Annotated in this window: 8 protein-coding genes; 7 read left to right on the plus strand and 1 reads right to left on the minus strand. The window is 53.0% G+C overall.

Going from position 1 to position 14,998, the window contains the following annotated elements:
- Window positions 1–8 precede the first annotated feature (8 nt).
- Entirely contained in the window at window positions 9–905 is an 897-nt protein-coding gene (locus JIN87_RS03060) for a helix-turn-helix domain-containing protein (RefSeq protein WP_200354045.1), read from the plus strand.
- Window positions 906–1,006: 101 nt separating this feature from the next.
- On the opposite strand, the gene JIN87_RS03065 is transcribed toward JIN87_RS03060, so the two are convergent.
- A complete protein-coding gene (locus JIN87_RS03065; protein WP_200354046.1) occupies window positions 1,007–2,170 on the minus strand; it encodes a phosphoribosylaminoimidazolecarboxamide formyltransferase in 1,164 nt (387 codons plus the stop codon).
- Between the two features lie 149 nt (window positions 2,171–2,319).
- On the opposite strand from JIN87_RS03065, the gene JIN87_RS03070 reads away from it, so the two are divergent.
- From JIN87_RS03070 to JIN87_RS03095, 6 genes are all read left to right on the plus strand, one after another.
- Window positions 2,320–3,162 (plus strand): 3-keto-disaccharide hydrolase, encoded by an 843-nt coding sequence (locus JIN87_RS03070; protein WP_200354047.1) that lies wholly within the window; start codon window positions 2,320–2,322, stop codon window positions 3,160–3,162.
- A gap of 47 nt (window positions 3,163–3,209) precedes the next feature.
- On the plus strand, window positions 3,210–6,539 hold the full coding sequence (recC, locus tag JIN87_RS03075; protein ID WP_200354048.1) for an exodeoxyribonuclease V subunit gamma: 3,330 nt from the start codon (window positions 3,210–3,212) through the stop codon (window positions 6,537–6,539).
- Complete coding sequence (recB, locus tag JIN87_RS03080) at window positions 6,536–10,030, plus strand: exodeoxyribonuclease V subunit beta (protein ID WP_200354049.1); 3,495 nt, start codon at window positions 6,536–6,538, stop codon at window positions 10,028–10,030. The genes recC and recB overlap by 4 nt, the downstream gene beginning before the upstream one ends.
- Window positions 10,023–11,714: an exodeoxyribonuclease V subunit alpha gene (gene recD / locus JIN87_RS03085; protein ID WP_200354050.1), complete on the plus strand. Its 1,692-nt coding sequence runs from the start codon at window positions 10,023–10,025 to the stop codon at window positions 11,712–11,714. Before recB ends, recD begins: the two co-directional genes overlap by 8 nt.
- Before the next feature lie 182 nt (window positions 11,715–11,896).
- On the plus strand, window positions 11,897–13,171 hold the full coding sequence (locus JIN87_RS03090; protein ID WP_200354051.1) for a Gfo/Idh/MocA family protein: 1,275 nt from the start codon (window positions 11,897–11,899) through the stop codon (window positions 13,169–13,171).
- A 34-nt stretch (window positions 13,172–13,205) separates the two neighbouring features.
- Complete coding sequence (locus JIN87_RS03095; RefSeq protein ID WP_200354052.1) at window positions 13,206–14,882, plus strand: HEAT repeat domain-containing protein; 1,677 nt, start codon at window positions 13,206–13,208, stop codon at window positions 14,880–14,882.
- The last annotated feature ends 116 nt before the right edge of the window (window positions 14,883–14,998 follow it).

The raw sequence follows: 14,998 nt of genomic DNA on the forward strand, positions 1-14,998 counted from the left end.
ATCAAGGCATGATTGCACAGCACCTACCTCAGCGAAACGAATCCGTAAAAGGTGAAGTCGAAAAAGCGGATTACTACACTCTGGAACTGGAGAACACATCCCACGATCAGCTCCGTGTTGTTGGCGGTGGAAAAGAACACTGCGAGCCGAACTTTTGCCAAAACGTAGTAGAAGCCCCCTTCTACGGAATCGAATACATCGTATCCGGCAGTTGCATACTTGAACGAAACGGCATTGCGGAGACGCTCACAGCGGGGAGTCTCTTCGCCTATTCGCCAAGGGATACCTACGTTCTTCGAAACGCAAATACTCAACCCTTGGTGAAGCACTTCATCAATTTCGAAGGAAACGACGCTTCCCTTCTTGTTGAGAATAAAGCCCTAATCGATTTCCAAACGCCGAACCTGATTCACCACAAATGGGTAGAGCGCACCTTCGTCTCGCTGCAAGAGTGCGGCATGGGTGGCTGCAACAAGCGCCAAGCAGCATGCAAGCACCTCCTGCTCTATCTCTCTACTCGATTGAGCGATACGAGTCAGTCCGAAATGGATACGACATACGTGTCAGCCTCCCGGTCGAATTTCGACAACATCTGTCGCTACATTGAAGAGAACTACGCCCGCATCACAAGCCCGCTGGAAGTAGCCAACACCTTCAACATCTCGCATCAATACCTCTGTTTCCTATTCAAGAAATTCTCGAACGAGACACCGACCAAGATGGTCACCCGTTTCAAGCTCGCACGAGCGGTCGAACTGCTTCGCGAACGCACGCTGCTCATTAAGCAAATCGCGGAGCAAGTCGGATTTGTCGACCAGTACTATTTTTCGAAGTGCTTCAAGGGATACTACGGCCTCTCGCCCCGAAAGTTCCTCAATCGAAGCGCCCTAAGAATTTCTGCCTGAACCTACGAAGCTAGGCATGAAAAAAGCGCGGAGCACCGATGCTCCGCGCTTAAATTGTTTTTGCAGGGTAGTCTTCTACCACTGCCGTCTCTCGTCTGATCCTAGTGGAGGAAGCTGCGAATCCCGGTAGCGGTGACTGACATGCCGTACTCGTTCGCTGCGTCAATTACGAGGTCGCTGCGAAGGGAGCCGCCGGTCTCGACGATGTGCTGCACGTTCGAGCGGCTGGCACGATCGATATTGTCGCGGAAAGGAATGAACGCGTCGGACCCTAAGCAGATGTCGCTGTACTGCTTGATCCACTCCGCACGCTCCTCGCGGGAGATCGGCTCCGGGCGTGTATTGAAATTCTGGAGCATGTTCTCCTCTTCGTGGGCGCTCAAACTATCCCAGAGGAGGAACTGGTCGATAAGGTTGGTCTTCTCGACCTTCTTCAGGCCTTCCTTGAAATCGAGCCCGCGTACCTTCGGGTGGCGCTGCAGGAACCACTTGTCCGCCTTGTCGCACGCGAGGCGCGTGCAGTGGATGCGGGACTGCTGCCCTGCTCCCATCCCTACGATTTGACCGTCGTAGGCCACGCTGATGGAATTTGACTGGGTGTACTTCAACGAAATCGCTGCGACCAACAAGGTGTCGAGAGCCTCTTCGGAAATGTTCTTGTTCTCGGAAACGACGTTCTTGAAGTCGTCTTTCGTGTAGAGTCGGCTGTTGCGCTCTTGAGCGACGGTGATGCCAAAAAGTTCACGCTTTTCGATGCCGGTCGGCATGAAGTCGTAGTCGATCTCTAACATGCAGAAACCGCCCTTTTTCTTTTTCTTGAGGATTTCAGCCGCTTCCGGCTCGAAGCCCGGCGCGATGATCAGGTCGCTGACCTCGGTCTTGAGGAATTGAGCAAGGCTGACATCTACGACGTCGGAAACTGCCAGCACGTCGCCAAAAGAACAGAGGCGGTCACCGCCGCGAGCTCGCACATAGGCACTGGCGACTGGCGAGAAATCCGTGGTTTTAAGGAATTGGGATTCCTTGAAGGCGTCGTCGATTGGCTTGGCGATCGCGGCTCCTGCTGGGCTGACGTGCTTGTAGGAGGCCGCGGAAGCTTTTCCTGTCGCTTCCTTGAGTTCGCGCACGAGCTGCCAGGAAGTAAGGGCGTCCAGCATGTTGATGTAGCCGGGAGCGCCGTTAACGATCTTGATCGGTGATGGCTCAGGAAACTCGAGAAAAGCTTCCTTCTGGTGAGGGTTGGTACCGTAGCGGAGAGAGATCATGCTCCTGTCTATGCGAGTCGTTTTGGCAAATGCAACCCTCAGAAGAGGCATTGCCATAAATTCCCGACGAACAGTATATTCTAGGGAATCCAAGAAATGTACTAGTCTCACCGCTTCTCAAATTTGGACCCCCTGTCACTCTCAAAACTATGTTTAACGCCAAAAGACTCTCCGGATTCGCCGTAATCGCCCTGATGCCGCTAGGCCTGCAGGCTCAAGACCTCCCTGAAATCGATTGGAAGGAGCTTGGGAAGACTCAACCGTGGCTCCAAACGGAATTCCAAAAGGACATCCCCGTGGTAACTCCCGGCACGCAAGGTTCCGCTCCCTCGGACGCGATTGTGCTTTTCGACGGGACCGACCTCTCGAAATGGGAAAAGACGCCCTTCGGTGAAGGGGTGCGCATGGATCGCACTGAGATATTCCTCCAAAACTATCAAGGCGGGAATGACCTCGGCCCGGCAGAGTGGACAGTCGAAAACGGAGAATTTGTAGTAGGCGCGAAACAAGGCAGCATCGCCACCAAGCAAGCCTTCGGGGACATGCAGCTCCACGTCGAGTGGATGGTCCCGGTCATGGAAGAAAGCCCAGGACAGAAATACGGAAATAGCGGCATTTTCATCATGGGCCTCTACGAGATCCAAGTCCTCAATTCTTACGAAAACCCAACCTACGCGAATGGCCAGGCCGGCGCCGTCTACAAGCAGCACACGCCATTGGTCAACGCGTCGAGAGCCCCGGGAAGCTGGCAGAGCTACGACATCTTCTTCACAGCTCCACGCTTCTCGGAAGATACCGGCAAGCTGATCCAGCCTGCCCGCGTCACGATCATCCACAATGGCGTGCTCGTTCAGTACAACACCGTAATCGAGGGGCCGACGGTCTTTATCGGCAAGTCCTACTACGCGAAGCACCCTGCCAAGCTCCCCATCGTCTTGCAGGACCACAACGACCCTGTCCGCTATCGTAACATCTGGGTACGGGAACTATAACATCCTGTCCTTGAAAAATATCCGGGCGGTCGCCACCTTCCGGATACTTGAAACGATCCCGGCAAAAGCAGCTCTACCTTCACACGTCTAATCGAGTCGAAAACCTGGCTCGGCGACTCGTACAGGTTTCGCAAGCTTCCCCTCTGCGGAATACCCTTTCGCAAGAAACGGTGATGACGCTCAACCCGGGCATCGCTCGCTGGCTGCAATTCGAAGTCGCGAAGTTGACCGGGGTCTCCTTCGGTTGGGATTACCCCTTGCCTGGAAAGCTCTTCTCCCGCGTCTTGCGTGGGTTTGAGCCGAGCTTCGATGCTTCCGGAGCCTTTCCAGAGGACCTCGCTCGCTGGCACCTTCTGGAGCTTTTGGGGAAATTGGAGGAGCAAGATCGTTTCGCCCAAGTTAGGAAGTATTGCCAATCTGGTGACGGCCGGCGGCGTCTCTCCTTCGCCAACCGCCTGACCAAACTCTACGACGAGTACCTCGTTTACCGACCAGATCTGGTGAACGCTTGGGAGGACGACCCAAGCTCATCCTATTTCGAATGGCAGGCGGAGCTTTGGCGAAGACTCTCTCGCAAGCTCTACCCGCGAACCCGACAGCCCCGTCATATCGCCCGCCTCTGGCAAGACCTGAAAAACGGCCAGATCCTGGAGCTCGGAATGCAACCGCCTATTTGGCCCGAGCGACTCTACGTTTTTGGCGTATCCTCCCTCGCCCCCCTCTACCTCGATCTCCTCGATCATCTCGCTTGCTACAAACCTGTTCATATCTTTCTGCTGCAACCTTCGGACATGTACTGGGCCGATCTGAAGACGACAAAACAGATCCAGAAGATCGCCAAGAAGCAATCCAGCCAGAGCGGCTTAAGCGCTCCGCCTCCAGAGGATTGGCTCTATGAGACGGGAAACCCTTTGCTCCCGGCATTCGGCAAGCAAAGCCAGATGTTTCTCGATCTCCTCATCGACAAGGATCCTCAGCAGGACGACCTAAGCTTCGAGCAGCCTGTCGAATCCGTAAGCCAGTTGAGCTGCCTGCAATCGGATCTGTTCACCATCGAAGATAGGGATTGCGAATTGGGCTCAGAACCGTTCCCAGCCTTTGACGGTACGATTCAGGTTCATTCCTGCTCAAATCGGCGTCGAGAAGTAGAGACCATATGGGACCTGATTGTAGGACGGCTCGAAGCCGATCCCAGCTTGGAAGCAAATGACATTCTAGTGATGGCGCCGGATATCCAAAAGTACCGGTCGCACATCGAGTCCGTTTTTAAGAGCAAGAGAGGAACCGAACTTGAGATTCCCTACTCGATAGCCGATCGCTCCACGGGGAATCGTCCCGGCGTTTTTAGCGGCTTGTACGCCATACTCAAATCCGTATCCGGCAGAGCCACTTCCTCCGAGATCATGGAGATCCTGGAAACGTCTCTCGTCAGGGAATCATTTTCTTTCACCGACAGGGAGCTGGAGTGCATCGAATTCTGGATACGTGAGCTCGGTATTACCTGGGGTTGGGAAGCGAAGCACCGTGAACAGGATTCCAGCTTCGCAACCGACCACAACACATGGAAGGAGCTGCGAATCCGTCTCTTGTCTGGAGGGCTCTTTTCTGAGAACGCCGCGACCCCAAGCGGTTTCTTGTCATATTCAGAGATCGAGGGAGATCTTAGCGATCTTGCAGGTCGATTGCTTGAATGCCTTGAACTGCTTCGAGCGTTAAGACGCGCCTACAAGCAGGAACAGCCCCTCGATCATTGGCAGGCGCAGATCATCACGGTACTCGATAAGCTAAAGACGAACCGAGAAGATTGGCAGCGCGACTATTCTCGTGCCTCGGAACTCATTCGTGAGTGCTTGCCTGAGTCGAGCGAGGTGCTCGCCACAGGGATTGAGGTGTACGCAGCTCTCGCGGACAAATTTGAATCTACCGAAGCGGGCGGCGGTTATTTGAGCGGCGGCGTTACCTTTTGCTCCCTTAAGCCGATGAGGGCGATTCCAGCAAATACCGTCTGTCTAATGGGCATGAACCGGGTCGACTTCCCCCGCCGCAACAGTCGCTTGAACTTCGATTTGATGGCTGTCGAGTCACGTATTGGAGATCGCAATACGCGTGACGAGGATCGACAATTCTTTTTAGAAACACTGCTTTCCGTGAGAAGCCATTTGTACATAAGCTACGAAGGGGTTTCTCCAAGCAGCGACTCTGAGAGCGAGCCATCCGCGGTGGTAGAAGAGTTGCTTCGCTATCTGCAAACGTCGATGAATCCAGAGGATTATGAAAAAATCCTGGCAAAGCAGAAACGGCAATCCTTCGACCCTGCTTACTTCGTTCCCGGCAACACGCAGACCTGGGACCCCGATCGCGCGCTTTTGCGAAATCAATTTTCTGGCGCCATCACGGAGCAGCGGACCCTTCAAAAGACGGACGATCCATCCCCGAACACTTCCGAGATAGAAGAGGTCGACCTCGAAGATCTCATCCGTTTCTACAAAGACCCTTCCAAGCATTTTGCGACTCAAGTAGCAAAACTGAGTATAGACAGGACGGAGGAACCATTGAGCGAAAGCGACGAACTTTTTCCTTCCGCCCTCGATCGATACAAATTGAGGGATCGATTCGCCCAATTGATCTCGCTCGGCGAGCCTCCTTCATCAGTCACCCAAACGCAAGCGGCTCAGGAGAAACTCTTGCCTTTAGGCAAACTACAGGGCCCCTCCTTTGACGAAGAGCTCGAATCAGCCCAATTGATAGCCGACGCTGTTGGCAACTTTGAATACGAGATTCGCTACCTCGAAACTGAGGTTGAAGGAATTCGATTGTTTGGAGATTCGAGAGTCCGCAAGGAGGACGGAAGACAGGTCATCGTTCAGTCAGGCGAGCTAAAACCGAAAAACGTCATCGAATGCTGGATACGTCACCTATTTGCACTCACGCTCAATCCAGACTTCAAGGGGCAGACCTTTGTGGCGAGTCTGAATTCGAAGTCAAAACCGTTCAGCCTCGGCTCGGTCGAGGCCCCGAAAGACGTATTACAGAAACTCATCGCAAACTATGTAAGCAGTCTCTGCTCTCCCTTGCCCTTTTTTCCAAAATTATCGGAAGCTGCTGCTAAGGATTGGGCAGACAACCTGAGTGAAGAAAACGAAGAGCCGATGCGTGAAGTCATCGAAAAGTCTCTTTGGAATTTTCGAAGCGGACAGTCTTCTGCGAATCAGGATTGGAAGGGCCAATTCGAATGGACCGACTATGATCGCTTGTGTTTCGGCGACGCTTACGAGCCTGACGAACGATTTGTGCGATTAGCTGTAGCATTCTGGCAGCCTTATCACGCAGCAAAAGCCTCGATAGACTTGCTAGACCTGAAAGGCGGTGCCGAATGATTGAACTCGCAAAAGGCGCGACGCTAATCGAGGCGAGCGCGGGAACCGGCAAGACCTACACCCTCTGCCGTATCGCGTTGCAGCTGACCCTAGAGAAAGGAATCACGCTTGATCGGATACTCGCCGTTACCTTTACCGACGCAGCGACCGAAGAGTTAGCTAGCCGTATCCACGAACTGTATCAGCAAGCGCTAAGAGAGCTTGAAACCGAGCAAATTGAAGAGTCGCTTTTGCTGGAGTGCATGGAACTCGAAGATTTCGACATCGAACGGGCTAAACGCGATCTTCGGTTCAGCTTGGAAGTTTTCGATGAAGCTCCGATCTCCACCTTGCACGGCTTTTGCAAGCGTTCTCTAGACCAACTCGCCCTCGAGACTGAATCCCCCCTTGAAGCGGAGTTGAATCAGATTGAAACACATTTGGTCGAGCAACTCCAACAGGAGTATATTCGGCAATACGTACTGGAAGCTTCGTCCGCACTGAGCATAGCCCTAAAGCACCAAAAAGGCTTTGAGGGCCGACTATCCGAAATCGGAAAGCAAAGCGCATCGCACCCGGAGGCTAAACTACACCCGACCGCGCATCCCGTTTCCTTTGAAACGCTAGAGCGGCGGTTCCTTGAACTACCCGAAGCTCTGTCGGATTTCGTGTCTCGAAAGGGTGAATACATCGAACACCTAAAGGCGAATCGGGAACCAGCTATGCAGTTAAGTGGCAAGAAGCAGGATCTGTTTGCGTGTGAGGCACGAGGAAAACTGCTCGCCAATGATTTTGCTTGGTTAGAGAAATTTAGTGTAGACGCCTGGAAAAACGGCCTCAAAAAGTCGGGGTCGCATTTGAAGACGCCTCCATTCGTGAGTTTGGTCGATGCTATTCTGGAGCAGATCGACGCCGCCTTTTTGTCACTGTTGTACAACTACAAGGGGTGGCTTTCCGAGAACCTCGAGAAAGCGAAGCAACAAGCAAACTCAATTAGTTTCAATGATTTGCTCCACATCCTAAACAGAGCGCTGAAAGGCGAGTCAGGAGAAAGGGTCAGGGCAAATCTATCGAGACAATACGACGCCGCCCTAATCGATGAATTCCAAGATACGGATCGCACTCAGCTGCAAATAGCGAAAGCTCTTTTTGGAGAGGGAGAGCATTATCTCTTCTACATCGGCGACCCCAAACAAGCTATCTACCGATTTCGTGGTGCCGATATCTACGCCTATTTTCAAGCGACCGAGTCCGGAAAGCTCAAGAGGATTGAACTAACAAAAAACTACCGTAGCACGCCGCCGCTTATTCACGCAGTGAATACGGTTTTTGAAGAATCCGAAACAGGCTTCGTAGATGATCGCATTCGGTTCACTCCGGTCGAGGCGGGACTCGAATCGGACACTGCCGACGTAAGGGCCCCTGCCCTATTCATCGAGCATCTAATGCTCGGACCACAGCAAGAAGCTGCCGAGGGGCGTTATCGCAACATCCTGACCGAAAGAGTCGCCAACGATTTCGCTAATCGAATCTCGAATGACCCAGACTTTCGCCCAGAAGAAGTAGCCTTTCTGGTAAATAGTAACTTCGAAGCGAAGACTCTCAGCGACGCCTTGCTTAAACGTGGAATCGCGTCTGCCATTCGCTCAGACCGAAGTGTATTCGACTCAAAGGAAGCAAGAGACTTGACGCTTCTTCTTGCCGCGTTGTCGTCACCGACCAGAACGTCACTAAAGCGCGGAGCCTACGCTGCGTTTAGCCCTTCGCTCCAAGCCTCGGACATTGCCGAAGCTCATTTTGACGAAAATGCGACCCCATTTTTCGAATACATCGTTGAATGGAACAAGAGTTGGGAACGCTCAAACTTCGATGTAAACTTGCAGACCCTTCTCAAGCTCGCCAGCAGAGAAACATTCAATGACCTAGATTCAGAACGTCGACACGCCAATATCAGCCAACTCTCCGAGTTACTCTCCGAGGCTAAGGATGAGTCAGACCTGACCCCACGCGGTTTGTACAATTGGATTTGTCGGAAAATGGTCGAAGACGCCTCCCAAAACAAAGACTGGCAGACACGAATCAGCAGCGACGAGGGCAAGCCTCAAATCCTCACTATACACAAGTCAAAGGGGCTACAGTTCCCGATAGTGATTCTCCCCTATCTCAGTTTGAAACGCGTAAAGCACGACGCTAAGGTGGCTTCGTATCATGGCTCTGACAACGAACTGATCATTGATTTCGCTCCTGATGAAAATCAGGACAGAACCAAGAGCGCCCAGTCAGAGGAACTAGCAGAACACGTCCGCCTTCTCTACGTCGCTCTTACCAGAGCTGAGAAGGAAATGCGGATCTATCTTGCCCCTGAGGAGATTGTCAGACGCGGGAAAAAACCTCCTTCTAGCTTCTCTCGATTCATTCTCGGGGTAGATTCAAAGCCTTCGAGCGAGCTCTTAGTTGAACGCCTAAAAGCAATCGCTGCTAAATCAAAAGGGAATGTCCTTTCCCGGCAAAGTCCTTTGGAAACCGGCGAATTCAGCGAGCTATCTAATTGTGTCGGCGATCCAAATATACCTGAGGTTGAAGCTCGTTCGCTGCAGCATCGCCAACATATGCCCTACCCGGCTCGCGTTTTGAGTTTCTCCGCTCTCAACAAGGGGATGCATCACGAAAGCGCAGGCTACTCAATCGAGGAACTAGAAGCTGCCGATTCTGATAGCGATGAAGCCGAACCCTCACCTGATCCAAGCGAGACTGATTCAGCTGAAGAACTGAGCATCTTCAGTTTGCCCAAAGGGACCCATGCAGGAGATTTGCTCCACCTGATCTTGGAACGATTCGACTTTTCTCGACCTGAAACGCTGCCAGCAACAACTCAGGCGGCATTTGAACTTCTTAAGTTCGAACCAAGCGAATTCGAGCCAATTGTTGCTGCTCAAATCGCTGTAATAGCAAAGCAAGAACTTGCTTCAAACTTCAGTGCTTTCTCTCTCGAACAGACCCCGAGCGAAAATCGAATTCCTGAGCTCGAATTCGCGTATCCTGTAAGCGGAGACGTAAAGCGAGAAGTTATCGACACCCTGCAAACCTCGGACCTGGGAGTCATCCCGCAGGAATGGTCGAACTCGCTAAACAAGGAGGGTTCGGCCCTAACCGCTGCAATGCTCCGGGGCTTCATCGATCTGGTACTGGAACACGAGGGGCGAATCTACATTTTTGACTGGAAGAGCAACTACCTGGGACCAACCTCTAGCGATTACGATCAGTCCGCCATTCTCGAGTCGATGAGCGATCACAACTATTTCCTGCAGTACCTGCTCTACTGTGTCGCCGTCCTACGGTTTACGCGTTGGCGGTTCCCAAATCAAGCGTTTGACGACGTCTTTGGCGGCGTTTTCTACATTTATGCCCGTGGCGTCAGCCCAGGTAAAGACACCGGAGTTTTCTACGACCGCCCATCAATCGAGTTGCTCGAAAAACTGGATACAGCGCTAGGAGGCCCTATTCATGATTGAACAAGAGCGAGGCTATCTCAGTGCCTTAAACGAGGCTCCGTTTACGGCGGCTGATCGTATGCTCGTCAAGCACCTGCGCGAGGATTGGGGCGAGAAAAACCAGTGGATACTTCTCGCCGCCGCTCTCTGCAACCTATCCATACGCGAGGGACATGCTTATTTTGATCTTTCTACTGCGAGCCCTTCGGTTCCCTTTGCTGCTACAGAGTGGCCAACCTTAGAGCAATGGCACGGCATCCTGTCAAAAAGCGCAGCATGCAGCACATCAGATGACACAGCGAGCTCCCCTCTAGTCCTGGCTGATCGCTCGTCACTGTATCTTGAGAAATACTACACATTTGAACGAAGGCTGTCCGAGCTCATTGCCGGTCGAATCGAGAGTTCGAGTGTCTCGGGAGAGGATCCGGTCGATCGAGCGAGCCAATCTCATTTCTTCGTTATAACCGGCGGTCCTGGCACGGGGAAAACAACGCTAGCACTACGCTATCTGGATAAGCTAATCGAAAGCTGGGACGGACCAAGAGCTGCACGTTTCGCTGCGATTGCGCCCACCGGCAAGGCAGCAGCCCGCCTTGCCGAATCCATTTCCGGTGGAGTCGAGCGAATGCAGGTCAGCGAGGAGCGAAAACAGGAGCTTCTTTCGATTCCCTGCCTCACAATCCACCGGCTCTTGGGAGCGCTTCCTCACAGGTCATCCTTCAGGGCAAATGCGCAAAAGCCAGTGCGCTACGATGCTCTGGTAGTCGATGAGAGTTCGATGATTGACCTGCCTTTGATGATGCGGCTACTCGAGGCTGTGCCACACGATTGCAAACTGCTGCTGCTAGGTGACAAAGATCAGCTAACGAGTGTGAACGTCGGCTCCGTCTTCTCCGACATACTTGACGCAAGCGGCACTGAGGATTCCGCTCTTTCAGGTCGCGTAGAGCGACTTTCAAAGACGTATCGATTTTCTGAGGACAGCGGAATTTTTCGGGCCTGCCAACTTGCCCGAGAGGGAAACGTGAAAGGTTTTTCGGAAATGCTGGAAGAAGATCTTTCGGACTTCGAATTCAGCGCGCTCAGCCCTCAACAATCGCGAATCCCTCAAAAAGCCCTCTCTCGCGCGTTTCGACACTGGGAGTCGCTGTACGAATCGGAATCTGTGGAATCAGCTCTAGCCAAATTGAGCCGATCGATGACCTTGACCCCCACTCGCAACGGGCCAAACGGATCCATCGAGTTCAATCGCAGAGTGCTGGCTCTCGCAAAAAAGCACCTAGGGCACGACCCTCTGCAGGATCGCCCATTGCCAGCGAGTCCAATCATCGTTCTGGAAAACGATTACGAGGTGGAGCTCTTCAATGGAGACGTCGGGCTTGTTTGGGTGGACAGCCATGGCTCAGCCTTTGCCTACTTCCAGGCCGCCGACGGAGGAACCCGAAAAGTTCTCATCAGTGAACTTCCGCGTTTTGAGCCGGCCTTCGCCCTTACGATCCATAAGAGCCAAGGTTCCGAGTTTGATTCGGTGAACTGCCTCTTCCCAGCGGAACCAACCTCACAGGTCACTCGAGAGCTCGTCTATACCGCCTTCAGCCGGGCTAAAAAGTCGGTTTCGGTTTTCTCTTCAGCAGAAGCCTTGCTCACAGCCATCAAAACGCAGGCTAATAGAGCAACTCGTTTGGTGAATTTACTCCGAACATAAACGAAAAATCTCAATCTAATTGGCCTTGGCGGCAGGTCTTAACGATTGAGAATAAATTGGCTAATCAATAAGAGCTGCTGATTGTTAGGTTTAACAGTATAACCACTTGGCTTGCTCGCAGTTTGCCAGTTAGTTCGCCTAAATTTTTACGTTCTAAGTTTAACCCGATACGTTTACCCTAAATGTCATCATCATCTACACGTCGTACCTTTTTGAAAAAGGGAGCGATCGCCGCGGCAACGACCTTTGCTGCCCCGATGTTCCTGAAAGCAGCCACGCTCGGACGCGGGCAACCCGGTCCCAATAGCCGGATAAACGTCGCCCTTATCGGCAACGGCCTTATCATGAACGGGCACCGTGGGTATTTCCGTTCCCGCGAAAACACGGTTGTGGCTGCCGTCTGTGACGTTCATCAGGGTCGTCTCCAGAGCGCGCTAGACCAATGCCGCAAAGAGAACAACGCCTGCCAAGGTTACGAGCACTACGAGGAGATCATGGAGCGTAGCGACATCGATGCGGTTGTCGTCGGAACGCCAGACCATTGGCACGCCGCCCTTTCGATCGCTGCGATGAGAGCGGGCAAGGACGTCTACGTGGAGAAGCCCATGACCCTCACCATCGAAGAAGGCAAGGCCATGGTCGCGGCAGAAAAGAAATACGGCCGTATCCTCCAAGTCGGTTCTCAGCAACGCTCCGAACGGGCGTTTCACAAAGCAGCTGAGATCGTGCGTAGCGGCTGGATCGGAAACGTGAAGGAAGTGTACTGCGGTCTTGGATCCTTCCCTGCACCAACTGATTTTCCTGAACAACCCGTTCCTGAAGGATTTAACTACGACAAGTGGCTCGGTCCTGCGCCCTGGGAACCTTATCACAACGAACGCGTAAAAGGTAACTACGGCGGCGGCTGGAGAAATTTCTGGGAATACGGCTCTCGCAAAAACGGCGACTGGGGGGCTCACCACTACGATATCACCCAGTGGGCCCTCGGGATGGATCATTCAGGTCCAGTCTTCTTCGCTCCAGCGGACTACGATCAACCGTATCAGTACTACGAGTACGAAAATGGGATTCGCGTGATTCGCGACTGGGGAGATCGCAAGGGTCATATGATTCGCTTTGTTGGCGACGAAGGCGAAGTACGCGTAAGCCGTGGAGGTCGCATCGATACGACGCCTGCCCTACTCGCAGGCAAGCCTCTCTCTCCGAGCGATACTCGCCTCTACAAGAGCCGCGACCACAGAGCTAACTGGATCGAAGGCATCTACACCCGTAAACACGCTATCTGTGATGCAACAGTGGGTCATCGCACTGCGACCGTATGTCAGCTCGCCGGTATAGCTGAACGCCTGAACCGCCCAATCAAGTGGGACCCTAAGAAGGAGCAAATCGTTGGCGATCCAGCAGCGGCTCGCTGGCAAGATCGACCACGCCGTGCCGGCTACGAACTCCCTGTCTGATCGTAATTAGAAAGCAATTACAAGAACGATCCCCATGAATTTCACTTCAAAATCTTCTCTTAAAACAATCACCGCTAGCTTGGCCCTATTGGTCATGCCGCTTGGATACAGCCAGATCCCTGACTCGGAGCTGGACTCTATCTTCACACGCTTGAACGGCGATGACTTCGACGCTCGCTACGAAGCGCGAATGGACCTGCAAAACCAAGTGTCGGAAGCGACAAAACCAGGCAACGAGTCGCAACAGCCTTTGGTGGAGCAACAGCTCCTAGAGCGACTCGAAAAGGAGCCGCTCCTCACAACAAAGCTCTGGATTCTTCGCCAGTTGAGCTCAATAGGCTCGGAAGCGTCGCTACCCGCGCTTGAGAAGCTAGCGGCATCAAGCGACGCTAAACTGGCGGACGGCGCACGTATGGCCATAAACCGAATTACTCCGGTACCTTCAGCTGAGGGTGGTCTCTATCTTGGCTTTGATGTTGATGAGCTAGCAACCTTGGCTTCGACGGATGACAGTCGAGCCGTGCGAAACGCAGCATTCGCCAAGCTGGCCGCTATCGATTCCCGAAAAGCGATCTCAGTCATGAAGGAGGCATTGGAAAGCGATTCAAGCTCGTCTGCGGACTTCCTGAAAGCCGCCATGGTCGCCGATAGCAGATCACTCAACAAGGCCGCTCTCGCAGAGTTAGCGAGCGGCAAGGTGCAAAACCAGATCGTGATCCTCGGAGCGCTTGAAGGCAGAGCCTCCTCTAAGCTCGAAAAGCAACTTATTGCACTTCTGGATACGGAAAATGAGACCTTGAAACTCCAAACAGTCGAGGCCCTCGGACGCGTCGGCACAGTGAAGAGCCTTGAGCCAGTGCTGGAACTTACTAACTCCAAGGACCGCGACTTGAGTACGGCCGCTGCTGATACGCTAGCCTCCATTTCTGACAAGCGAATCGACTCCAGCTTGCTGAAGGCGGCGAAAAAAGGTTCAGTCGAAGATCGCATCACCGCATTGAATGCTCTCAGCTACCGTGCGTCGGCAGGCGTTACCGAGCTGGTGAATGAAATGGCTGCAGACGACTCTCTCGATGAGGATCTCCGTGAGGCTGCCATCGAGTCGATGGAATCGGTTGGTGATCTCGCCAGCTTGCCTATTCTGGTAGACATCGTGGTATCCGAGGAATCTGGTCTACGCAAAGACGCCCAGAAGACTCTGAAGCGAATGACGCTTCGCACGAATGACCCTGCTGCGGCGTGGAATGCATTTTCCGACGGGCTGAAGGCAAGTGAAAACGATTCCTCAGCGAAGCTTGCTCTTATGCTCGTCCTCGATTCCGCCCCTAGCAAAGAGGCGATCGAATACCTGAACAACGAATGGAAAAGCGGTGATGCTGAAGTCCAGAAAACCATCCTGAAGGTTTTGCCAAGCTGGCGTAACTGGGATGGCGGATACCTGCTGCTTGATCTCGCGAAACAAGCGGGTGACGACCAGAAAATCGCCGGCCAATGCATCAGAGGGATTGGTCGAATCATTCTCGGCAGCGATTCCAGTTTCCCAATCAGGGACAAGTACAAGCTGGCGAACCAAGCGCTTGACCTGACGGATGACGCTTCTGTCCGCAGCTCAATCCTGAACAGCTTCCGCGATCCGACTTGGCAAGATAAGCGCTTCGTCGAAAACAACGAAGTGAATCCAGAAATCAAAGCTAAGGTCCTCGAGTCCTAAGCGAGAACTATTTCTCTTTATCAAAGCGTCTCCCGAATGGAGACGCTTTTTTTGCGTCGCCATCGTTTGGCGAGAGTGTTTTTCTTATAAATAGGCACGCTCTCATCGGATGTGAA

The sequence above is a fragment of the Pelagicoccus mobilis genome, from assembly GCF_016595505.1.
Classification (GTDB): domain Bacteria; phylum Verrucomicrobiota; class Verrucomicrobiia; order Opitutales; family Opitutaceae; genus Pelagicoccus; species Pelagicoccus mobilis.

Bases quoted from the DNA above. Each gene is read 5' to 3' on its own strand.
- recB (WP_200354049.1), top strand. From the start codon at position 6,536: ATGATTGAACTCGCAAAAGGCGCGACGCTAATCGAGGCGAGCGCGGGA.
- JIN87_RS03065 (WP_200354046.1), bottom strand. From the start codon at position 2,170: ATGATCTCTCTCCGCTACGGTACCAACCCTCACCAGAAGGAAGCTTTT.
- JIN87_RS03060 (WP_200354045.1), top strand. From the start codon at position 9: ATGATTGCACAGCACCTACCTCAGCGAAACGAATCCGTAAAAGGTGAA.
- JIN87_RS03090 (WP_200354051.1), top strand. From the start codon at position 11,897: ATGTCATCATCATCTACACGTCGTACCTTTTTGAAAAAGGGAGCGATC.
- recD (WP_200354050.1), top strand. From the start codon at position 10,023: ATGATTGAACAAGAGCGAGGCTATCTCAGTGCCTTAAACGAGGCTCCG.
- JIN87_RS03095 (WP_200354052.1), top strand. From the start codon at position 13,206: ATGAATTTCACTTCAAAATCTTCTCTTAAAACAATCACCGCTAGCTTG.
- JIN87_RS03070 (WP_200354047.1), top strand. From the start codon at position 2,320: ATGTTTAACGCCAAAAGACTCTCCGGATTCGCCGTAATCGCCCTGATG.